The following is a 22460-nucleotide window of genomic DNA, read 5'->3' as shown; positions in this document are numbered from 1 at the left end:
GCACAGGTCGGGTACAGAACGCCCCGTCCCACCCCGAGCGCCACCCACCGGAGGCCCCCGTGCCCGACAAGAACGGCCCCTACAAGCCCGGTACCCCCTGTTGGATCGACCTGATGGTCCCCGATCAGCAGGCCGCCCTCGACTTCTACTGCGACCTCTTCGGCTGGCAGGGCGAGATCGGCCCGCCGGAGACCGGCGGCTACTCCGTGTGCCTCCTCAAGGGGAAGCCCGTCGCCGGAATCATGAAGGCGATGAACCCGGACGGCACCGTCCCGGACCCGATGCCGCCCACCGCGTGGACGACCTACCTGGCCACCGACTCCCTCGACTCCACCCTGAAGACCGTCGCGGACGCCGGGGGCACGGTCGTGATGGGCGCCCAGGACGTCATGGAGCTGGGCCGCATGGCCGTCGTCGCGGACCCGACCGGCGCGGTCTTCGGCCTGTGGCAGGCCGGGACCTTCGACGGCGCGGGAATCGTCAACGAGCACGGCGCGCTCATCTGGAACGAGCTGAACACCGGCGACACCGCCGCGGCCACCCAGTTCTACGGCGCCGTCCTGCCGCTCACGGCCGCGCCCACCGAGATGCCCGGCGCCGAGGGGTACATCGAGCTCAAGGTCGGCGGGCGCGCCATCGGCGGCATGATGGACCTCGCCGCCCTCCCGCCGGGCGTCCCCCCGCACTGGATGCCGTACTTCGCGGTGGACGACGTCGACAGCGTCCAGGCCGCCGCCGTGCGCGCGGGCGGCTCGGTCCTCGCCCCCGCCTTCGACATGGCCGCGGGCCGCATGGCCGTCCTGACGGACCCGCAGGGCGGCGGCTTCTCCGTGATCAACGCGACGACCCCGGAACAGCCCGAGTGACGCCGTAGGTCCGGCCGCCGGATCCCCCGCCCGGGCCCCTCGGGGCCCGGGACGGCCGGATCCGGCGGCCGGACCGCCGAGGCGGTCAGAACCAGTGCAGGCAGTGCGGCGCGCGCTCGCTGTGGAAGAGGGCGTCGGCGAGCTCCGCGGCGCCCGGGCGGTGGGCCCGTATGTGCCCCGCTCGTACGAGGGTGCTCGGGGTGGTGCCGCCGAGGTAGACCGAGCCCAGATCACTGATGTCCAGCGTCAGATCGGGCTCCCGGTCGGTCGTCACGCACTCGGCCTCGCCGCCCTTCACGGTCAGCAGATAGCGGCCGTACTCGCCGAGGAACCGGTCGTCGACGTCCAGGACAAGTTCGCCCTCCGCCGACCAGCCGCGCGCGGTCAGCGCGCGCGGGACGTCCAGCAGCCGCACCCACAGCCAGTCGGTGTCCTCGGCCACCTGACCGGCCCGGAAGTCCGCCAGCTGCCAGCGCAGCGGATGGCCGGGCGGAACGTGCCTGAACGCCACCTCGCCGACCAGGTCGTGGCCCAGCGCGAACCCGGCCAGGGCCGTGAAGACCGCGTCGTCGGTGGCGATGACCTCGTCGACGTTCAGGGTCTCGCGGCCGGCGATCGCGTAACTCGCGTACCCGTCGGGAACGCCGTCGGCGTCGCGGTGGACGGCGACGAAGCGCGGCGCCCTGCTGACCGGCGGCCGGCCCGCGCCCAGCGTCCACCAGCGGTGCGGGCGCGAGAGCGCGCCGGGCTGGGCGCGCCGGTACCGGTCGTAGACCTCTTCGAGGATCTCCCCGCACTCGGCGCGCCGCAGCACCTCGATCGAGCCCGTCGCCGCCGCACCGGCCGTCTGCTGCGCCCGTGGCCGCGCGAGCGCGGCGCGCGGGCGGGGAACCTTCAGCCGCTGGGTGTAGGTCGCCGGTCCGTAGCCGAACCTGCGGTAGATCAGGGCCTCGGAGGCCAGGAGCACGGAGAGGAACTCGCCCCGGGTCCGCAGCTCAGCGAGCTGGTGCCGCATCAGCGCGGTGAGCACGCCCTGGCGCCGGTGCGAGGGCACCACGCCGACGGCCGTCACTCCGGCGGCGGGGACGATGGTCTCACCGGGCAGGGTGAGCTCGAAGGAGTACGCACCGGCGGTGCCGACGGGCCGTCCCTCGTCGGTCGTCGCCAGCAGGCCGCGGTCCATCTCCCACGCCGACCACCACACCCCGCCGCCCTCGTTCGGGGGTTCCTGGAAGAGCCCGAAGGCGGCATGGAGGGTGTCGACGAAGACATCGTGGTCCTGGTCGGTGGTGGGACGGATCTCCATTGCTGCCGCTGCCTTCCGCGCTACCGGCACCACCGCTCGCGGTGCCCCGCCACAGTGCATCCGGGCGGCGCGGACTGGTCAAGTGAATTACGGCGGACCGCACTTCACCGACCTGGCCCTTTGGGCGGAGCCGGGGTCAGAGCGGCTGGATCCGGGCGCGCAGGAGGCAGAATTCATTGCCCTCCGGGTCGGCCAGCACATGCCAGTTCTCGGTGCCGGACTGGCCGACGTCGGCGGGCTCGGCGCCGAGCGCCAGCAGCCGCGCCAACTCGGCGTCCTGGTCGCGGTCGGTGGCGTTGACGTCGATGTGCAGGGGGAGTTTGCCCGCGCGCGGGTCGCTGCTCGGGCTGAGGATCAAGGTGGGCTGCGGACCGCCGAAGCCGACGCCGGGCGGCCCGATCTCGATGCTTCCGTCGTCCTCGCGGCCGAGTTCCACGTATCCGAGGACCTCGCTCCAGAACGCGGCGAGCCGCTCGGGGTCGGCGCAGTCCAGGACCAGTTCGCTGATGCGGCATGCCATGGCCGTCAGTGTACGGAGGCGGTGGCCGGGGCGGGTGCGGGACCGGCCGCCGGAGGGGCGCGCCGGGTGCGGCCCGGGCCTGTCAGGGGGCGGGCTCGCGGGGGTGGCCGTCGCGCGCCCGCACGGTCATGTGGATGCCGTCGCGCGCCCACAGGACGAACCGTTCCACCGGGGTCACCGCACGGCCCGGCGCGGCATCGAAGCGCAGGCGCTTGAGGAGGACGGCGAGGACGGCCCGGGCCTCCACGGTCGCCAGGGCGGCGCCCTCGCAGCCGCGCGACCCGATGCCGAACGGCACGTAGGCGTACCGCGCCCGTCGGGCCACCCGCTCCGGCGTGAAGCGCTCGGGGTCGAACCGCTCGGGCTCGGGCCAGTGCTCCGGGTTGAGGTGCACCGCCCAGAACGGATAGAACACCGTCGCCCCGGCGGGGATCTCGTACGGCCCGACGACCAGGTCCTCGCTCGTCGTACGGGCGCCGTACGGGCCGGGCGGGAACAGCCGCATCGACTCCTTCAGGACCATGTCCAGATAGGTGAGGCGGCGCAGGTCGCCGTAGTCGGGCACGGCGCGATCGCCGAGGACCCGGTCCAGTTCGGCGGCGACGCGGTCGGCCGCCTCGGGGTGGCGGCCCAGCAGGTGCAGGGTCCACGAGACGGCGACGCCGGTGGTGTGGTGGGCGGCGAGCAGCGTCACCATCACCGTGTCCCGGATCCGCGCCGGGCTCTCCCCCGCCTCGACCAGCGCCCCGATCAGGTCGCTGCGGTCGGTGCGGCCCGCCGGGCGGTGGGCCGCCACCACCCGGTCGACGGTCGCGCGCAGATACGCGAGGGCCCCCTCGGCCCGCTCTGCCGAGCGGGGGTCGGCCTGCGGCACCTGGTAGAGCCTGCCGAGGTGCTCGGTGAGCACCTCCTCGAACGCGGCGGCGACACGGCCGACGTCGGTGTCGGCGTCCGCGCCGCCGAGCGCGAAGCCGCAGATCATCCGGAGGGAGAGGGCGGTCAACTCCTGTTGCAGCTCCACGGGTTCACCACCGGCCCGTCCGGCCCAGCGGTCCGCGAGTTCCCGGGCCGCCCCGGTGAAGTGGGCGAAGTGCCGCTCGTGGGCGGGGCGTCCGGCGAGCACCGACAGCAGGAGCCGCCGCCAGGGCGTGTGCTCGTCGGCGGGGAGCATCTGCAGATTGCCCGCCTCGCACAACGGGTCGAGGAAGGCGAAGAGTTCCCCCGGCCGCTCGTCGAGGTGCGCCGTGGCCTCCAGGAGGACGGGGTCGGCGACCGACACGGCCGTGGCCGCACCCGGCAGCTGGAAGCGCACGACGGGGCCGTACACCTCGTGCAGCCGCAGTTGGTACCGGTGCAGCCCGCCCGCGGCGGCGACCGCACTCGCACCGCCGTCGTCCTGGGGGTCGGGGCCGGGAATGTGCATGGGGGCGTCTCCTGTCCCGGGGGCCTGCCCGGGAAGGAGCCGCCGACTCGCGCCTTCCCACGGCCGTTTCCCCGCGCTCCCCCTCTACCCCGTGCCGGGCCCCCCATCCGTCCCCCGGCGCCCTACTCCGGGCCGCTGTCCTCCCAGTCGGTCGCGGCGCCGCCGGGCTGGGGAGTGCCCTGCTCGTCGACCGACTGGTGCGTGTGCTTGATGAGCTGGTCCATGCGGGCGAAGAACTCCGCCGCCTTCTGCTCTTCCTGGCCGTATCGCGTCTGGAATTCCTTCAGCGACGCCAGGGACCGGCCGGAGAGGTAGAGAACGCCGGGGCGCACGTTGTCGTTCCCCTTCGGGTAGAGCCTCGTGAAGCAGGCCGCGCAGGGGCGTTTGGTACCGGCCACGTACTGAGGGGTCCTGCCGTTCCTCTCAAGGATCCGGATCTCGGCGTGCAGTTCGTTCCCGCCGTTCGACGCGACGACCACGCCCTTGCTGACGGCGCTCCTCACCAGGTCGTACCGGCCCGCGGTCTTCTCGATGCCGGCGAGGATGTTCTGCACCTTCTTCTGGCGCTTGGACTGCTTGTCTGTGGTCGCCCCGGCACCGTCCACGAAGGCCGCGAACTCTTCGCCGCCGCCCTTCCCCAGCCCTGCGGCGAGCGTCTCGTTGCTGAAGGCCCGGTTCGCCGCGATGAGGAGCTTGCCGTTGTCGCCGATCGCCGCCTGGACCTCCTCGCTGGTGTCCGCCAGATAGGACCTGGCGACGGTGGCCACCGACTCCAGGCCCCGGATCACATGCCCCTTGTCCGTGCTGTTCGGCTTCGGCTTCCCCTGCACCTTGGTCTCGATCGACAGGCCCCCGTTCTGGGCCGTGTGCAGCTGCCACTTGCTGGAGTTCCGGGCCTTCGCGACCAGCGCGTCGATGAACTTCTGCTGGCTGAGGACCACGTCCCGGGCATTGATCGCCCCCATCTCCAGAAGGTCATCGATCGTCATGTCCATATCGATGTCCATGTCGTCGTCCAGCAGGGCGCCGGAGCCGCCCTCCCCGCCCTGCTTGGGACGCTTCGACCCGGACGGCTCCCCCACGGTGCCCGACCGCTCCCTCTTGCCGCCCTCGGCCGGGGCGCGCTGCACGGAGAGGGCACCGGGGTGCGCCGCCACCGGGACGGCCGGGCCCTCGGCTCGCGTCGGGGCCGGGGAGGCGCCGCGCCGCTGGGCCAGCATCTGGGCCACCGCCTGGTTCCCGGCGGTGGGCATGAAGGCGGCGACCCCACGCGCCGCCGGGGTCCGGCCCGCTCCGGTCCGCCCCGGCTCCTCGGCGCGCTGCACGGGGGCCGGCGCACGATGCGCTCGCGCGGCCCTGTCCGGCTCGTCCTTCGCATGCATGGCGGTTCCCCTCGCTGTGTTCCCCCCACCCCTTGTACGGACCGCCCGCCCGGGCCGTAAAGGGCTGAAAGGGCAGTCCCGCAGGCACAGGTGCGGCCCCCGCGCACCACGCCGTCAGCCCGTGGCCACGGCGGCCACGGGCTGACGGTCGGCCGGGGCCGCGAGCGGGCCCGGCCGAAGGAGAGGTCAGCGGACGGTCACGTTGAACACCGGCGAGGCGGTGCTCCCGCTGACGATGCGCAGGTCGTTCTTGCCCTTGATGCCGAGCTTGACGCCCAGCGAGTAGGAGCCCTTGGCGTTGAGCGGGACCGAGGCGGGCAGGCTGACCCACTTGGCACCCTGCTTCTGCTGCAGGACCATCTTGCTGCCCGGCTTCAGGCCGGTCGCGGTGCCGGTGACCCGGAACAGCTCCCACGCCTTCACCGAGGTCACCGACGGCTTGGCGGTGATGCCGGCCTTGGCGGCGGTCGCCTTCACGACGGTGGCGCCGGACGCCGCGGGGGTGGCGGCCGAGGCGACGGTACCCGCGAGGACGACGGACGCCGCGCCGATGACGCCCACGGCGGCGATGCGCAGGGAGTACCGCTTGGTGATGGCCATGAAATATCCCTCTCGGTCAGAAAAGCGCCGGATCTCACGCTTCTGCGTGTTGGCGCTGTTTGCTCGTTTCTTGACTGAAGAGATGTCCCTCACCAGCAGTGCGTTGCTCCACGTTTGTCACTGCCCTGTAACAGCCGCTCCAACCCCCTCCACCCGGCGAACGCCCCCGGCCGCCTTCGTGGTTGGCGGCCGGGGGGGCGTCCGCGTCAGGGCGTGTACACCGCGTCGGTGCCGTACAGCTGCCGGGTGAACGCCGACATGTAGGTGTGCCGGTCGGCGGCGTCCAGGTTGTAGGTGAGGTAGACGCCGTATCCCTCGCTCACCGTCCGCTTGGCGAGGCCGGCCGCGGTGCTGGAGGAGGTGGCCGCGAAGTCGATGGCCGCGGGCGACAGGTTCGCCTTCGGCAGGGCGATGCCGGGAACTCCCCAGGTGCCGTAGTAGGGGTTCCAGGCGTAGTTGAACTTCGAGGAGATGTTCACGCCGCCGTAGGACAGCCTCGACGCCGACGGGCCGATGTTGTACAGCGAGATCAGCTTGTTGGGCATGTTGTCGCGCAGCGCCGAGACCAGGTACACGAACGAGCTGCTGTTGGGCTGGCCGGTGCCGTTGCGGCCGTACTCGGCGTACTCGTCGTCGAAGTCGATGCCGTCCAGGCCGTACGTGCTCACGGCGTCCGAGAGCTGTTTGGCGAACGCCGAAGCGGCGGCCTTGGAGGGGAAGTTGGCGAACCCGGCGCCCTCGTGGTTGCCGAGCACCGACAGCATCACCTTGATGCCCTTCGCCTGGAGCGGGCGGATCTGCGTGGCAACGTTGTCGAGGACGCGCTGCACGTTGGGGTTGAAGTACAGGTACGCCGACTTCTTGGCGGTGTCGTAGTTGATGTTGGCGGCGAACACCACGGCGATGTCGAAGACGTTGCCGCCGCCGTTGGCGAGGGTGTACTTGCCGACGTTGAGCATGCTGTTGCTGTTCACCTCGATGTAGGCCACCGAGGTCGGCCCCTGCTTCTTCACCGTGGGCGCCCCCTCGGCCGAGGTGGCCGCCGTGGCGCCGACCGCGAGTGCCGCGGCGGCCAGGAGTGCGAGTGCCGTCGTCCGTGCTGTGCTCCGGCGTGATGTGCGCATTGCGGATCAGCCTCCCGTCGCATGGCTCGTGCAGTTCGTCCACCAGCGGCAGCCCGCTCCGCCTGTGCCCCGCGGGAGCGGACGGCTGATGCCGTACCCGGCCGCCCACTCCGGCCGAACCGGAGCCTGCCATACCGTGGGCCGGACTGAACAGAGGGCCGACAGCCCCGGTCGGCGCCAACCCGAACCGCACGGCTGGTACTTGACGGTCGATCAGCACGATCCACCCGGCCCGGGCCGGGGGCCGCCCGGCGGAGATCCGCCGGGCGGCCCCCGCCCCGGAGACGGGGTCAGCGCTTGAGCGTGAAGGTGAAGTCGTCCGAGAGCCTGCCGCTCAGCCGGACCGCCGAGACGGCCTTGCCCTCCACGACCAGCCTCTCGACCTCGGACCGCGACAGGCCGCAGCCCTCGGCGATCAGCCGCACCGGGCGGACGGGGATCCGCGCCGCGAAGCGGACGCGGACGTCGATCACCTCTTGGCCCAGGTGATCCGATCCGCCGGTGTCCAGGCGCCAGGCGCCGTCCCAGTCGACGGCGACGCGGTTGCGACGGCGCACCAGGGGATCCTGGAGCAGCTCGGCCGCCAGAGCGGCGTCGTTGTCGTGCATCCGGTCCAGCGTCTCGGCAGGTACGGACCGGACGTTGGTCCGCTCCAGGACCGTGAGCTTCGCCGTGTCCCCGCACCCCGTGCAGAGCACCAGGAGCCAGGCGTCGAGCAGCCTGTGGTTGGCGTTGACGCGGAACTTGCCGTTCGCCCGGAAACGCTCGGAGCCGCACACATGGCAGCGCCGGACGACTCGCGGAAGGCAGGTGGGCATGACCACCCAGGTGTTGAGCACAGAAGTACACCGATTTCAGTGAGAAGACCGCAGCAAGAAGCAGCGCGGCGCAACTGCGCGACGCGCGACCAAACAGCGCTCGGGGTGTCTCACACGGTGTACAACGGCACGTCCTTGCCCAGACGACTCGGTTCGGCAGCACGGTAGCGGCACGCGGCGGCGCCGCTCCACTGGTTTTTCCCGCGCCCGGCGGCCGGGTCCCTGGGCCCCTCGGTGGGTCGTCAGCCCTGCGCGGTGGGCCGCACCACGATCTCGCTCACGTCCACGTACGCGGGCTGCTCGATCGCGTACGCGATGGCATGGGCGATCGCGGAGGGCGGGATGGCGATCCGGTCCCGCATGTCGGTGATGCGCGCCCGCACCTCCGGGTTGGTGGACGCCTCGGCGAATCCGGTGCCGATGGCGCCCGGCGACACGGTCGTCACCCGCAGGCCGTCCCCGGCCTCCTGGCGCAGCCCCTCGCAGATCGCGCGGACCGCGACCTTCGTTCCGGCGTAGACCGCCATCGCGGGCAGGACGCGGAAGGCGGCCGTGGAGGCGACGGTGACGAAGTGGCCCGAGCCCTGGGCGCGGAAGACGGGCAGGGCGGCGCCGATGCCGTGCAGCACCCCCTTGACGTTGACGTCGACCATCTCGTCCCACTCCTCGACCCGCAGGTCGTCCAGGGGCGAGATGGCGCCGGAGCCCGCGTTGGCGACCAGCACGTCCAGCCGCCCGAACCGCTCGCGGGCCAGCGCGACCAGCGCGTGCAGATCGTCGCGGCGGGTCACGTCGGTGCGCACGTACGCGGCCGTACCGCCCGCGGCCTCGATCCGCGCCGCCAGATCCGCGAGCCGCCCGGTGCGCCGCGCGCCCAGGACGAGCCGCGCGCCGCGCTCGGCGAGCAGCAGCGCGGTCGCCTCGCCGATGCCGCTGCCCGCTCCGGTGACGGCGACGACCTTGCCCGCCAGGCCCGCAGGGGCATCCGTCGTCGTTCCCGCCGTGGTTCCCGCCGCACTGTCCGCCATGGTGTGTTCCTCGTTCTTTCCCGGTACCGGTTGGTGTCGGCCCGAGTCTGCAAGGCTCTTAACCTGGTATCCAGAACGCGTTTATCGTGGAACCAGAGGTGCCATCCTGATGCAGACACCCCCGGCCCAGCGCCGTGAGCTGGGCGCCTTCCTGCGCGCCCGCCGGGAGCGGACCACCCCCGCCCAGGTGGGGCTGCCGCCGACGGGCCGACGGCGGACGCCGGGCCTGCGCCGCGAGGAACTGGCCGTGCTCGCCGGGATCAGCGCCACCTGGTACACGTATCTGGAGCAGGGCCGCGACATCCGCACCTCGGACCAGGTGCTGGATGCCCTGGCCTCGGCGCTGCTGCTCGACGGGCCCGAGCGCGCGCACCTCTTCCGGCTGGCCGGGCACGCCCCGGCCGGGCCCGCGCAGCCGGAGCCGCTGTCCGCCGAGGCGGCGGCGGTCCCGCTGCTGCTCCAGCCGAACCCGGCGTTCATCATCGGCGGCACCTACGACGTGCTGAGCCACAACCGGGCGGCCGAGGAGCTGTTCCCGCGGCTGGCCTCGATGGACGGCGGGCCGAACTTCGCCCGCTGGGTGTTCCTCGAACCCGCCGCCCGGCAGGTCGTGGTCGACTGGGAGGAGGAGGCGCGGGGGCTGCTGGCGCGGCTGCGCACGCTGGCCGGGCGCCACCCCGGCGACCTCCGGTACGCGCGGCTCATCGAGGAGTTGGGCGCGGCCAGCGCACAGGTGCGCGCGTGGTGGCCGCAGTACGACGTGCAGGCCCGTCGGGGCGGGCGCAAACGGCTGCGGCGCCCCGACGGCGCGGTGGCCGAGTTCGCGTACACCGCGTTCCATCTCGCCGGGGCGCCGGATCAGACGCTGGTGGTCTACTCCGGGACCGGCCCGGAGGCGGGCCGGTCCCGGGGCGGCGGTCAGTAGGCCGTGGTGACCGTGACGCCGCTGAACGCCGTCTGCGCGTACAGGCTGATGTAGCGGTAGCCGGCGGTGGTGTTGGTGACGGTGATGCTCTCGGTGTTGCCGGTGTTGGTCGAGCGGGCGGTGTACGCCGACGGCGTCGCCCAGTTGCCGGGGTTGTAGTAGAGGTCGGCGTTCCCGGTGCCTCCGGCGGTCGTGATGTGCAGGGTCACGGTGCCGGCGGGCAGATACAGGTACAGGTAGTCCAGGTCGCCCGCCCTGGCCGAGCGGCCGGAGCGCGAGCAGTTCTGGCCCATCACGCGGGTGTCGCCGGCGGTGCAGGCCGGCAGCGCGCCGCTGAGGGTCACGGACTTGGTGGCGGTGCTGGTCAGGCCCTTGGCGTCGGTCACGGTCAGGGTGATCGTGTACGTGCCGGGGGCGGTGTACGCCTTGGCCGGGTTGGTGGCCGTGGAGGTCGTGCCGTCGCCGAAGTTCCAGGCGTGGGCGGTGATGGTGCTCCCGGTGTCGGTGGACCTGTCGGTGAGGTTCACCGTGAGCCCGGAGACGGCCGCGTCGAAGGCGGCGGTGGGACCGTTGCCCGTGGTTCCGCAGGCTCCGGCCGCGCAGGCGTCGAGCCAGGTGTTGAAGTCGGCGTCGTAGCGGGTGCCGATCCCGGTGTTGTAGACCGCGTAGGCCCCGGTGTAGTCGCCGGAGCGGAACTTGGCCAGCATGTTCTGCACGTCGGCGGGGTGCTTCTCGACCATGTAGCGGGTGGCCAGATAGCCCCAGGGATAGGTGCGGGTGACGTCCGAGTTGGCGTAGCTGCTCTGCCACAGGGTGCTCAGCGCGTAGGTGTGCCGCGCGGCGTCGGCGATGGCCTCGGTGTCGGGCAGCCCCCGGTAGCTGTAGGAGACGTACTCGGCGAAGCCCTCGATCCACCAGATGTCCGGGACGACCTGTCCGGCGTCGAAGTCACCGGCCATGTCGTAGCGGCCGTCGAGGTAGTGGGTGTACTCGTGGTTGAGGTTCCAGATGTCGCCGGGGAAGCCGTCGCCCACGCTCTTGACGTAGGAGAGGAAGCGGGCCTGGTTGGCCGGGTCGGAGGGGTTGCCCTCCAGGTACTCCCCGCCGTTGTCGGTGCTGTTGCCGAAGATCCAGCCGGAGTAGGTCTGGTAGTCCTTGGGGCTGGCGAACGTGACGATCTCGATGTTGGTGTTGTGGTCGTCCGCGACCGGCCCGTTGTCCTTGACGATGTCGTGGAAGTACGCGTCCTGGCCCTGGAGGCTGGTGCAGGCCGCGGTGAGCGCCGCGTTGGTCAGCGACTGGGCGCGGAAGGTGTGCGCGGCGTCGCAGTGGTAGGTGATCGGCAGGGCGGCGGCGGTGAGCTGGCCGGTGAAGTCACAGGTGCCGTAGTACGAGCACTGCGCCTTGTCGTAGGTGTCGGTCATCGCCGCGACCCCGACCCACAGCGGGGCGGTCGCGCCGGTGATCGCCGAGTCGCCGAGCAGCCCCTTGGCGAGCGGGCGCACCTTGGCCTGCAGCGCGGGGGTGTCGAGGAAGCGCGCGGTCTCGGTGCCCGCGTTGGAGGCGAGGTAGAACCAGCTGTCGTTGAGCTTGTCGCGGTGGTTGTGCGCGAACGAGCTCAGCGTGTCGATGATGCCGGGGTCGGCGGTCACGGCCGAGAGGAAGGCCGGGTTCCAGTGGCCGCGGAAGATCGGGGTGAACACGTCGTTGACGGCGGTGTCCATGCTCCAGTACGCGTCGTAGGAGCTGTTGTAGCCGTTGAGCACCTTCTGATACGTCGTCAGATAGCGGGCCTGCTCATTGGCGCTGTCGGTGAGGATGACGACCTCGCCCATGACGTCGCCGCTGGCGGAGCTGACGTCCATGAAGTGCGGGGACGCGAAGAAGGTGTCCAGCGCCGCCTCGGTGGCCGAGGCGAGGGCCGTGCCGTACGGGCCGACGTCGGAGGCGTGGTTGTACTGGACGTAGTACCCGGCGCGCAGGAACAGCACGAGCTGCAGCACCTGGGTGGAGTTGTCGCCCGGGTAGGTGCGTGCCGTGTTCTGGAACGCGTTGGCCACGGTGACCATCTGCGCCTCGCGGAAGGCGTTGCGGGCGTCGGTGCCGGTCAGGGCGAAGAGCGTGTTGACGCAGTCCGTGGTCGACGCCTGGACGAAGGCGACCAGGGCCGCGCCGCTGCGGCTGCCGAAGTCGCCCGGGGTGCAGGAGGCCGCGGTCAGGCCCTGCGGACGGCTCGGCTTGGACGGGGTGGTGCGGGAGGGCACCGGGTTCTGCGGCGGCCGTTGGGTGGCGGCGACCGGGGTGCGGCGCTCGTCCGCGCGGTCGGACACGGCCGAGGCCGAACCGAGCGGCGGCGGGGCGGCGTGCGCCTGGGCGGCCCCGGACTTCGCGGGCTGCGGCGCGGGGCCCTGGCGCTGGGCGGCGGCGGCGCGGCCCGGCTGGGCGAGCATGGCTATCGACAGGCACAGGGCGAGCGCGAGGACGAGCAGGCCGCCCAGACTTCGTCTCGCCCTTGTGGGTGGGGTGTTCACGTACCGCCTCCCAGCGGAGTGGGGGCCGCGCGGCGGTGCGCGGCCCGTTGGGGGGATCCCGCGGGCCGCCGGGCCCGTCCGCGCCGCGCCTGTGCGGTGCGGGCGGCTCCGGACGGGCTCGGGCGGACCGCGGGCCGTACTGATCCGTTGGCCGGAACACGACTGGGTGTCGCAGCCAGAAAAATTGCACATGTCACATGGCTTGTGAAGGGAGCGCGGGCAAACCCCAGGCAATTCCTGGCAGTCGGGGGTCCCGCGAGCCCCCTCGGGGCGGCCGTGGCGAACGGGACGGGATGGGATGAAAAGGTGACGCACCATCAGATCGGGCAGCGCGTGCCATCGGCCCCCGAACCGCCCGCCCGGCAGTGACCGCCGGGGCACCGAAGAAACCGGATGGAAGGCCCGCGGCCTGCTCTGTTACGGTCTCCTGGCCGGCCGCGGGACTCCGGTGCGACTTCCGGAACCTGCCTCTGAAGCAATGATTCGCAGCTCGCGCCCCCATTCCCCGGCCGGCATCCGACTCACGGGGAAAGAACGTCATGGATTCGTACGGGGACCTCGTCGCGGCCGACGACGTACTGCTCTTCGTCAACGCGGCCATCACCTCCACCGCGCAGCGCGAGTTCCACGGCGACGCGGACGAACAACGGCTGTCCCTGGACTTCCTCCACGCCTACATGCTGGGGAACTACCGCGAGCTGTACGCCGGGGTCCTCGCGCTCGACATCAACGACCACAACGCGGCCCTCATCGTGCGGCGGCTGCTGGAGACCGCCCGCGAGGCCACCCCCGACCAGCGCCGCCGCGAGGGACGGCTGATCGCGGCCCGGCTGGCGAAGCTGCCGCCGCAGCGCGTGTACGGCCTGTTCGGCGCGCTGCGCCGGGCCGGCGTCAACAACCGCCGCAGCCGGGCGATCATGCGCGACTGGCTCGCCGCCCGCCCGGACCCTGCGTTCGACGCCGTGAAGTACCGGGGCGGCCTCAAGCAGGCGATGCGCCACGCGCATCTGACCCCCGCCACCGAGGAGCTGGGGGCGTTCGTCTTCGCGCCGCTCACGCGCCCCCGCTACGACACCCCCATCCTGGAGACCTGGCGCCGCGCGCACTACGAGCAGGCCGCCCTCTACGAACTCCCCTACACGGTCGCCGAGGGCTTCGCCGCCAAGCACGGCATCCGCCGGGACGCCTTCCTGGAACGCATCGCTCCGCGGATGACCCGGCTGGAGGCCCTGCGGCTGCAGGAGTCCGCGCACAAGCGCGGGAGCACCGGGGTGCTCGCGGACCTCACCACCATGCCGCTGACCCGGCTGGCGACCTACGTCCTTTCGCTGCCCGTCGAGGAGCGGCTGCGCCGCCGCGCCGAGCTGACCGGTGCCCTGGAGTCCGCCGCGGGCCGGGTGGCCGGTCCGCACCGGGGAAGCTGGGGCAAGGTCACCGCCGTGCTCGACGACAGCTTCTCCGCCTCCGGCTCGGCCCACAAGCGCCGTCGCCCCCTGGCCGTGGCCCTGGCCTGCCACCATCTGCTCGCCGCCCTGGCCGACGAGTACACCGGGCTGTGGACGTCCGGGCGGACCGACGCGCTGCTGGCCCGCCCGTACGGGCCGACGCCCGTGGGCCGGCGGATCCTCGACGCGCTGGACACCGACCCGGCCCGGCTCGTGATCGTCTCCGACGGCTGGGACAACGCGCCCCCGGGACTGGCCGCCGAGGTGCTGCGCGTCTGGCGGACCCGCCTCGACCCGGAGCGCCGCACCAGCGTCGTGCACCTCAACCCGGTGTACGACGCGGCCGACTTCGACGTACGACGGCTGTCCCCGTCGGTGCCCACCGCGGGCATCCGGGACGCCGAGGACCTTCCCGCGCTGGTCGAACTCGCCCAGTTCGCCGAGGGCCGCACCGGCCTGGGCGAACTGACCGCCCACATGGACACCATGGCGGCCCGGCTGACCGGCGACCACCCCCAGGAGCGGGCGCGATGACCACACTGGACCTGACCGGCCTGGCCACCCGCCCCTCCCAGGTCTGGGGCGCCGTGCGCCTGGTACCGCTCGTGCGCGAGGAGCCCTTCGAGGACCTGCGGCTCAGCGCGCGGCTGTACGGCGACGGGGAGGGCGAGGTCGAGGTCGGCCCGCGCCGCACCTACGTCTCCTACATCCCGCACGGTTTCGTCGCCACCTGGACGGGCGACGGCACTCCGGCCGCCGCCTACGGCACCCAGCTCGGCGCCGACGGCGCCCCGGCCACGATGGGCCTGCGCTTCCACCGCAGGACGGCCCGCCGCGAGGCCAAGGACCGGCTGCGCTTCCTCCCCCTGCACCTGGCGCTCGAAGGCTATCTCGCGCTGCACTTCGGCGGCCCCTCCCTCGCCTGGGAGGAGTGGTCGCAGCGCGCCCTGCGCCAGGGGCTCTCCCCGCGCGTCGAGGAGGCGTACGCGGGCGCCGAGGTGCGCGGACTGGCCGACGCGCTGCGGGTCTTCGAGATCCACCCCGGCCAGTGCGGTGCCATGGTCTACGTCGCCGACGCGCTCGCCGGCGCGTTCGTCGTCCCGCACCCCGACGACTACCGCGCCCTGCACCCCACCCTCCTCCAGGACCTGTACGGGGAGCTGATTCACCACTACGCGACGCTGATGCGGCCGGTGCCGGACTTCCGGGCCGCGATCGCCGACACCCGGATCCGCTCGCTCGCCGACCTGCGCGCGGCGGCCGACGAGCAGGAGCGCGCCTGGGCGGGCTTCCACGACACGACCATGGCGTCCGGCCTGCTGGACATCGACTGCACCTGGCGGTCGGTCCACCGGATGGGCCGCTTCACGCTCTCCCGTTTCCTGCCGCCGTTCCGCCCCAAGCAGGAGAACCACATCGGTGAGGCCATCACCGACGACAGCGGCCGGGTCGCCTACCTCAAGACGTTCCGGCTGACGGAGAGCCAGGTCCGCCGCGGCCATCTGCTCAGCACCCTCGCCGCCCACGACTGGCACCTGGCGAGCGCCGCGCCCGCCCTCGGGATCGACGAGGCGCAGCTCGGGCTGCGGCTGGAGGCCGCGGGCTTCGGCTTCCTGCTCCGCCAGGACGTCCTGGACCGCTACCGCAAGCAGCACCGCGACCGCACCGGATGAGGGTGGCGCGTTCGTCCGTTGCGGTTTGACGCTCCGTCAACTTTACTGCGGCACAAGCCCGTCGGGCCGCGGACACCGCTCGTTCCACCAGCGTTCCACGGGGCGACCCTGCCCGCGTCGTGCCGCCGCTCTACGGTCCTGTGGGGGTTCTCTCGGAAGAAGGGACTCATGGACACACCGCCGGCACTCCGGGCACGCGGGATCACCAAGTACTTCGGCGAAGTCGTCGCGCTCGACTCCGTCGATCTGGAGGTGGCGCAGGGCCGGATCCACGGTCTCGCCGGGCCCAACGGCGCGGGCAAGACCACGCTGCTCGGACTGCTGCTCGGGCTGGCCGTCGCCGACCGGGGCCGCCTGGAGGTCCTGGGAACGCCGGTCGGGCGCACGGCCGCCGCCCCCGACGGCGTCGCGGGGTTCGTGGACGAGCCCGGGCTCTACCCCTCCCTCACCGCCCGGCAGAACCTCTCCGCGCTCGCCGCCCTCCACGGGCGCGGCGCGCGCACGGCGGACGTCGCCGCCGTACTCGACGAGGTCGGGCTCACCGATGTCGCCGACGACCGGGCCCGCGGCTTCTCCCTCGGCATGCGCCAGCGCCTCGGGCTCGCCGCCGCCCTGCTGACCCGCCCCCGGCTGCTGGTCCTGGACGAGCCGGCCAACGGCCTGGACCCGGCGGGCAAGCGGCACGTCCACGACGTCCTGGCCCGCCTCGCGGCGAACGGGACCGCCGTCGTGCTCTCCAGCCACCGCATGGACGACCTCACCGCCCTGTGTTCGCACGTCACCATCCTCGCCACCGGGCGCGTCGCCCTCTCCGGCCCGCTGGAGGAACTGACCGCCGAGGACCGCGCGCTCGACTACCGGCTGCGGACCTCCGACCCGTCGCTCGCGCTGCGCCTGGCGGCCGAGACGGCCGGGATCCACCTCATCGAGGGCGAGGGCCGGCGGCACGGCTCCGGCGAACTCGTGGTGCGGGCCCGGGAGCCCGCCCTGGACGAGCTGGTGCGGCGCCTCGTGCACGCGGGCGCGGCGCTGCGCGGCCTCGCCCCCGTGGTCTCACCTCTCGAAGCGGCCTTCCTCGCCCTGACCGGTCAACCCGGCGAAGCGGGCGCCGAGTTGGCCGCCGGGGAACCCGGCCCATCCCGGTTCGCGCGCACTGGAGGCACGGGAAGCCCGCGCGCGGGATGGCGGCGGCGCGAGCGGCAGGGGGCCGGGCGATGACCGTGGCCGCCACCCGCGCGGCGCCCGTGGCAACCCCGGTCCCGGTGTCGCGCGCCTACCGCTTCGAACTGGTCAAGATCGTCTCCCAGTGGCGGGTGCGCCTGCTGGTCCTCGCCTGCTGGATCGCGCCCGCCGTCTTCGTCGCCGCGGTGGGCGAGCAGAGCACCCTGCCCACGGACACCCTCTTCGGACGCTGGATGCACGCCACGGGGTGGGCGGGCCCCCTGGTGATACTCGGCTTCTCGGGAACCTGGGCCCTGCCCCTGCTGACCTCGGTGATCGCCGGTGACGTGTTCGCGAGCGAGGACCGGCTCGGCACCTGGCGCCATCTCCTGGTGGCGGTGCGGTCGCCCCGGCGGATCTTCGCGGCCAAGGCGCTGGCCAGCCTCACCGTCATCGTGCTGATGGTGGCCGGACTGGCCCTCTCCAGCACCCTCGGCGGTCTCGCGGCGGTCGGCGGCCACCCGCTGACCGGCCTCGACGGGCACACGCTCACCCCGTCGGACGCCGCCGGGAAGGTCCTGCTCGCCTGGGTCTGCGTACTCGCGCCGACCCTGGCCCTCGCCGCGATCGGGCTGCTCGGCTCCGTCGCCCTCGGCCGCTCCCCGATGGGGCTGCTGCTGCCCGTACTCGCCGCGCTGACGATGCAGCTGGCGCAGTTGCTGACCCTGCCGGTCGCCGTACGCCTGGCCCTGCCCGGCTACGCCTTCATCGCCTGGAACGGGCTCTTCACCGACCCCGCCCAGCTCTCCCCGCTCCTGATCGGCATCGCCGTCAGCCTGGTGTGGGCCGTGAGCGCCACCGCGCTGGCCCACCACCTTTTCGTACGCCGCGACTTCACCAATCCGCGCTACGACGGCATCGGACGCCGCGCGCTCACCCGCGCGGCCCTCCCGCTGGCCGGACTGCTCACCGCGACCGCTGTGGTGGTCGGCGCGACGACCACGGCGAGCGGCTCGGGCATCGAGCAGGAGAAGGTGCAGCGCTCGGTCGCCACCGCCTTCGCCCACCTCTACCGCGTCCAGACCGCCCGGCTGCACCGCCCCGACGTCACCGAAGCGCGGCTCGGGGCCACGGCGGCGTGCACCAAGGGCGACGTGAGGGCGGGCGCCACCGGCCCGGGCAACGACTGGCGCTGTGTGGTGTCCTGGCGGCTCCCCGGGGTGGCGACCACCGGGCAGGCCGTGTACCAGCTCGACGTCCACGCCGACGGGCGCTATGTGGCCGACGGCGACGGACCCAAGGAAGTGAACGGCTACTTCCTGGTGCGGACTTCGACGGGGGACGCGCCGAACCCGCTCTGGCAGTTCGACGCGAACGTCGACCTGCTCTCCGCCACCCCGAAGGGATGAGCCCATGCAGGTAACACGCCGCCGTCGGCGTGTCGAGGAGGAGCGGGCGGGCTCGCTCGCCAGACGCCTCGGCCGCCGGGGCCCCCTCGCCACGGCCGGTGTCGCCGTTCTCGGCCTCGCCCTCGCCGGCACCGCCCTGGCCCAGACCCAGCAGTTCGGCACCGACCAGGTCGGCCAGGTCACCCCGCACGGCCGGGTGGTCTCCAGCGACCAGTACCTGGGCCCGTACGGCGAACGCCTCGTGATCGACAACGGCAAGCTCATGTCGTCCTCGGTCAGCCCGGACGGCACCCATCTCGCGGCCACGCTCACCGACGGCGGGATGGCGCTCGCCGTCGTCGACCTCAAGGCGTGGAAGGTCCAGCAGCGCGTCGGCGACAACGCGGCGGCGGACCTGCGCATCACCGGCAACGACGTCGGCCAGGAGGGCCCGGTCTACTCCCCCGACGGCAGACAGCTGTGGCTCGGCCGGACCGACGGCTACACCAGGTTCACCGTGCAGGCCGACGGTTCGCTCGCCCGGCCGACCTCCGTCACCATCCCCGCCGACGGGCCCCGGCACGCCCTGGTGGGCCAGGCCGTGTTCTCGCCCGACGGCACGACCGTGTACGCGGCGGTCAACGGCCAGAACCGGGTGGTCGCCCTCGACGCGGCCAGCGGAGCCGTCCAGCACAGCTGGGCCGTGGGCAACGCCCCACGCGGCCTGGTCGCGGTCGGCTCCAAGCTGTACGTCAGCAACGAGGGCGGGCGGCCGGCCAGGCCCGGCGACACCACCCTCAACTCGTACAACACCCAGGTGCCCGCCGACCCGGTGACCGCCGCCACCACCACGGGCACGGTCAGCGTCATCGACCTGGCCGCCCCGTCCGCGCCCGTCACCGCCATCGACGTCGGACTCCACCCGACCGCCCTGTACGCCAGGGGCCAGGCGCTGTTCGTCACCAACACCGCCAGCAACGACGTGTCGGTGATCGACACCACGAAGGACAAGGTCGTCCAGACCGTCTCGACCAAGCCGTGGCCCGAGGCGTCGGTGGGCTACGAGCCCGACGCGGTGACGCTCACCCAGGACGGCCGTCTGCTGGTGACGCTGGGCCGCGCCAACGCCGTCGCCGTCTACCGCTACACCGGCCCGCAGGACCCGGTCGGCTACATCGGGCTGCTGCCCACCGACTACTTCCCCGCGGAGGTCGCCACCGTCGGCAAGACCGTGGTGGTCTCCAACACCCGCGGCATCGACGCCCGTCGCCCCACCGTCCGCACCGGCCACGGCACCCACGACACGACGTCGAGCCTGCAGCGGTTCACCCTGCCGCGCGACCTGATCATCAGGGCCGCGACCGGCAAGGTCTTCCAGCAGAACGGCTGGACGCCCGGGTCGACCGCACGCGCCGACGGCCGGGGCAGCGTCGCACCGGTGCCCGTGCCGGCGCGGATCGGCGACCCGTCGACGATCAAGCACGTGTTCCTGATCGTCAAGGAGAACCGCACCTACGACCAGCTCTACGGCGACATGCCGCAGGGCAACGGCACCCCGGCGCTCGCCGAGTTCGGGGAGAACGTCACCCCGAACCAGCACGCGCTGGCCAGGCAGTTCGGGCTGTACGACAACACGTACGACATCGGCACCAACTCCGCCGAGGGGCACAACTGGCTGATGCAGGCCGACGACCCGGAGTACACCGAGTCCTCGGCGGGTGAGTACGCGCGCAGCTACGACACCGAGGACGACGCGCTCGGCCACCAGAAGTCCGGGTTCCTGTGGACCGGCGCGCAGGCGGCCGGCCAGTCCGTGCGGGACTTCGGGGAGTTCCACCAGTTCCTGGCCAAGCCGTCGGCCGCGAGCTGGCAGAACCTGTACTGCGACGCCAAGAACATGGCGTCGACCGGCCAGGACACCGCGTACCCGCTGGTCTCCTCCTCGCCCATCCCCTCGCTCAACGACGTGTCGGCCGCGGGCTTCCCGAAGTTCGACACCAGTGTTCCCGACGTCTACCGCAACCAGATCTGGCAGCGCGACTTCCAGCGCAACGGGCCCGCCGCCCTCAACATGCTCTGGCTCTCCAGCGACCACACCGGCGGCCCGCCCAGCGCCCCGGCCCAGGTCGCGGACAACGACCTCGCCACCGGCCGGATCGTCGACACGATCTCGCACAGCCCGTACTGGAAGGACTCCGCGATCTTCGTGGTCGAGGACGACTCCCAGGCCGGTCTCGACCACGTCGACGGCCACCGCGCCCCCATCCAGATCATCAGCCCCTGGGCCCGGCACGGCGTCGTCGACAGCCACTACTACTCGCAGATCACGATGATCCGCACCATCGAGCAGATCCTCGGGATCCACCCGATGAACCAGAAGGACAGCGCGGCCAGCCCGATGACGGCGGCGTTCACCGCCAAGGCCGACCCCACCCCCTTCACCGCGCTGCCCAACCGCACCTCGCTCACCGACGGCCTCGCGACCCCGCCCAGCTGCGGCACGGACACCCCGGCGGCGCAGAACCCGCGCGCGGCGGCCGTCCCGCCGGTGAAGGTCCCGCAGGCCGAACGGGCCGTCGCGGCGCAGTGGGACAAGTGGAAGGCGCAGCAGCGGCTCACCGGCGCCGACGCGAGGCCCGACTTCGCCAACCCCGAGCAGATGAACCACTTCACCTGGTACCAGACGCACGGCTGGACGAAGCCGTACCCCGGTGAGAACAGGATCTACCCGCCCGGCGGCGTACCCGGCGCCTACATCCCGTCCGCCGAGAACGACGGCTGAGCGGCGTCCCGGAGGCGGCCGGTCACCACCAGGTCGCCTTCCGGGGTGCGCCGCGCGCGGTGCGCGGTACGGAAGTAGCCGTCGGCGGTGAAGGACCGCTCGTGCGCGCGGTAGTGGCCGCGCGGGGTGTACGGGCCACGGGCGAGGAGCTCGCCGTGTTCCCCGTCGGCCACGTCCGCGCCGTCGGCGTCGACGACGCGGATCTCGTCGTCGGGCGAGAGCGGGCGGCCCTGGGTGGCGAGCACGGCCGCGTCCGGATCGGCGGGCCGGGTCGCCGTGAACACTCCCTCGGCCATCCCGAAGGCGTGCTGCACCCGGCAGCCGTACGCGGCACCGATCCGTTCGGCGCTCCCCCGGTCCGGGGGAGCGCCGATGATCTGCACGAGGCGCAGACCGCTCAAGTCGCCCTGGAATGCGGGTCGTACGTCGAGCCAGCGCCGGGCCGCGGCTTGGTCGACGGCGGTGACGGTGACCCGCTCCGCCTCGTTGGCCGCGAGGCACTGGGCGGGGTCCGTGCCCTCGGCCAGGACGACGGTTCCCCCGACGGACAGGGTGCCGACGATGCCCGGGCCGCCGAGCGCGAAGGGCGACTCGGCGGGCAGTGCGGCGAGGTACACGTCGTCCTGGGTGAGCGCCACCGACTCGGCGGCGGCCCTGGCCTGGTAGACGTAGTCGTTGTGGGTGCGCGGAACGAGCCCGGGCGCCCCGGCGGCATCGTCGCGGGGCAGGAGGAGGGCCACCTGCCCGGCGCTCTGCGCCGACACCGGCTCCGGCGGGGCGTCGACGGAGCCGAGCGGGAAGTGGTGGCACCCCGACGGGTCGGTGCGCAGCCCGCCGTACGGGGACGAGGTGCCGGGCGCCTCATAGGTGAACACCCGCCGCAGGAAGGGGCCTTGGGCCGCGATGTCCGCGGCCATCGCGCAGTGGTCGAAGCCGTCGTGCACCGAGGGGCCGACGTATCCGGTGGCCTCGGCGACCTCGACGAGCCGGGCCACCTGGCGGGCGCGGTGCGGGAGCGGGCACAGCACGGGGATCGCGCCGACGCGGATCAGCGCGAAGACGGTGACGACGAACTCGGGGACGTTGGGCAGCTGGACGACGACCCGCTGGCCGGGCCGCAGGCCCCGTAGCCGGAATCCGGCGGCGGTACGGTCCACCCGCCGGTTCAGGGCCGCGTAGGTGAGGCGGGTGCCGCCGTGCACGAGCGCGGTCCGGGGCCCGTGCTCCAGGGCCCCGCCGCGCAGCAGGGTGTCCAGGGTGCTGCCGCGCCAGTGACCGGCCAGCCAGTAGCGGTCGGCGAACTCCTCGGGCCATGGCGTACAGCCGTCGAGCATGGGTCTCCCCGCCTTCCCTTCGCGCCGATGCGTCCGCCGGACGCCGTGCCGGACGCCGTACGGGCCGTGCCGGGCCCGGCCGGGCGACCCCGGGGCGGCGCCTCCTGGCGATCCAATCCGGCGCCGGCCCACCACGCAATGCGAGGTCCCCACC

17 protein-coding genes are annotated in these 22460 nt (G+C 72.8%); 7 read left to right on the top strand and 10 right to left on the bottom strand.

Annotation, left to right across the window (positions count from 1 at the left end):
* Positions 1–113 precede the first annotated feature (113 nt).
* On the top strand, positions 114–866 hold the full coding sequence (locus AB5J87_RS33715) for a VOC family protein (protein WP_369383750.1): 753 nt from the start codon (positions 114–116) through the stop codon (positions 864–866).
* Between the two features lie 85 nt (positions 867–951).
* On the opposite strand, the gene AB5J87_RS33710 is transcribed toward AB5J87_RS33715, so the two are convergent.
* The 8 genes from AB5J87_RS33710 to AB5J87_RS33675 form a co-directional block, all read right to left on the bottom strand.
* A complete protein-coding gene (locus AB5J87_RS33710; RefSeq protein WP_369382474.1) occupies positions 952–2172 on the bottom strand; it encodes a GNAT family N-acetyltransferase in 1221 nt (406 codons plus the stop codon).
* 136 nt (positions 2173–2308) lie between these two features.
* Positions 2309–2692, bottom strand: coding sequence for a VOC family protein (locus AB5J87_RS33705; protein ID WP_369382473.1), 384 nt, complete (start codon positions 2690–2692; stop codon positions 2309–2311).
* 82 nt (positions 2693–2774) lie between these two features.
* Positions 2775–4115, bottom strand: coding sequence for a cytochrome P450 (locus AB5J87_RS33700; protein ID WP_369382472.1), 1341 nt, complete (start codon positions 4113–4115; stop codon positions 2775–2777).
* A 122-nt stretch (positions 4116–4237) separates the two neighbouring features.
* Positions 4238–5497, bottom strand: a complete 1260-nt coding sequence (locus tag AB5J87_RS33695) for a hypothetical protein (RefSeq protein ID WP_369382471.1) — start codon at positions 5495–5497, stop codon at positions 4238–4240.
* 186 nt (positions 5498–5683) lie between these two features.
* Positions 5684–6097, bottom strand: a complete 414-nt coding sequence (locus AB5J87_RS33690; protein WP_369382470.1) for a hypothetical protein — start codon at positions 6095–6097, stop codon at positions 5684–5686.
* A 206-nt stretch (positions 6098–6303) separates the two neighbouring features.
* On the bottom strand, positions 6304–7221 hold the full coding sequence (locus tag AB5J87_RS33685; protein WP_369382468.1) for an endo-beta-N-acetylglucosaminidase H: 918 nt from the start codon (positions 7219–7221) through the stop codon (positions 6304–6306).
* Positions 7222–7511: 290 nt separating this feature from the next.
* A complete protein-coding gene (locus tag AB5J87_RS33680; protein WP_369382466.1) occupies positions 7512–8060 on the bottom strand; it encodes a DUF1062 domain-containing protein in 549 nt (182 codons plus the stop codon).
* Between the two features lie 221 nt (positions 8061–8281).
* Entirely contained in the window at positions 8282–9067 is a 786-nt protein-coding gene (locus AB5J87_RS33675) for an SDR family oxidoreductase (RefSeq protein WP_369382465.1), read from the bottom strand.
* 109 nt (positions 9068–9176) lie between these two features.
* Here AB5J87_RS33675 and AB5J87_RS33670 point away from each other — a divergent pair, with 109 nt between their 5' ends.
* Positions 9177–9992: a helix-turn-helix transcriptional regulator gene (locus AB5J87_RS33670; RefSeq protein ID WP_369382464.1), complete on the top strand. Its 816-nt coding sequence runs from the start codon at positions 9177–9179 to the stop codon at positions 9990–9992.
* Here the strand turns inward: AB5J87_RS33670 and AB5J87_RS33665 are convergent.
* A complete protein-coding gene (locus AB5J87_RS33665) occupies positions 9986–12523 on the bottom strand; it encodes a collagenase (RefSeq protein ID WP_369382462.1) in 2538 nt (845 codons plus the stop codon). The two genes, AB5J87_RS33670 and AB5J87_RS33665, sit on opposite strands and share 7 nt — an antisense overlap.
* Before the next feature lie 539 nt (positions 12524–13062).
* Here AB5J87_RS33665 and AB5J87_RS33660 point away from each other — a divergent pair.
* From AB5J87_RS33660 to AB5J87_RS33640, 5 genes are all read left to right on the top strand, one after another.
* On the top strand, positions 13063–14502 hold the full coding sequence (locus AB5J87_RS33660) for a hypothetical protein (protein WP_369382461.1): 1440 nt from the start codon (positions 13063–13065) through the stop codon (positions 14500–14502).
* Positions 14499–15641, top strand: coding sequence for a hypothetical protein (locus tag AB5J87_RS33655; RefSeq protein ID WP_369382459.1), 1143 nt, complete (start codon positions 14499–14501; stop codon positions 15639–15641). The genes AB5J87_RS33660 and AB5J87_RS33655 overlap by 4 nt, the downstream gene beginning before the upstream one ends.
* A 168-nt stretch (positions 15642–15809) precedes the next feature.
* Positions 15810–16859, top strand: a complete 1050-nt coding sequence (locus tag AB5J87_RS33650) for an ABC transporter ATP-binding protein (protein WP_369382458.1) — start codon at positions 15810–15812, stop codon at positions 16857–16859.
* Positions 16856–18211: an ABC transporter permease gene (locus AB5J87_RS33645; RefSeq protein WP_369382457.1), complete on the top strand. Its 1356-nt coding sequence runs from the start codon at positions 16856–16858 to the stop codon at positions 18209–18211. The genes AB5J87_RS33650 and AB5J87_RS33645 overlap by 4 nt, the downstream gene beginning before the upstream one ends.
* Before the next feature lie 4 nt (positions 18212–18215).
* Positions 18216–20972, top strand: a complete 2757-nt coding sequence (locus AB5J87_RS33640) for an alkaline phosphatase family protein (RefSeq protein WP_369382456.1) — start codon at positions 18216–18218, stop codon at positions 20970–20972.
* On the opposite strand, the gene AB5J87_RS33635 is transcribed toward AB5J87_RS33640, so the two are convergent.
* On the bottom strand, positions 20942–22306 hold the full coding sequence (locus AB5J87_RS33635; protein ID WP_369382455.1) for an AMP-binding protein: 1365 nt from the start codon (positions 22304–22306) through the stop codon (positions 20942–20944). The genes AB5J87_RS33640 and AB5J87_RS33635 overlap by 31 nt on opposite strands.
* Between the last annotated feature and the right edge of the window lie 154 nt (positions 22307–22460).

This window comes from Streptomyces sp. cg36, assembly GCF_041080675.1.
Lineage (GTDB): Bacteria > Actinomycetota > Actinomycetes > Streptomycetales > Streptomycetaceae > Streptomyces.
The sequence above is the reverse complement of the archived record's forward strand: the minus strand, read 5'-3'. Positions and strand labels throughout refer to the sequence as shown.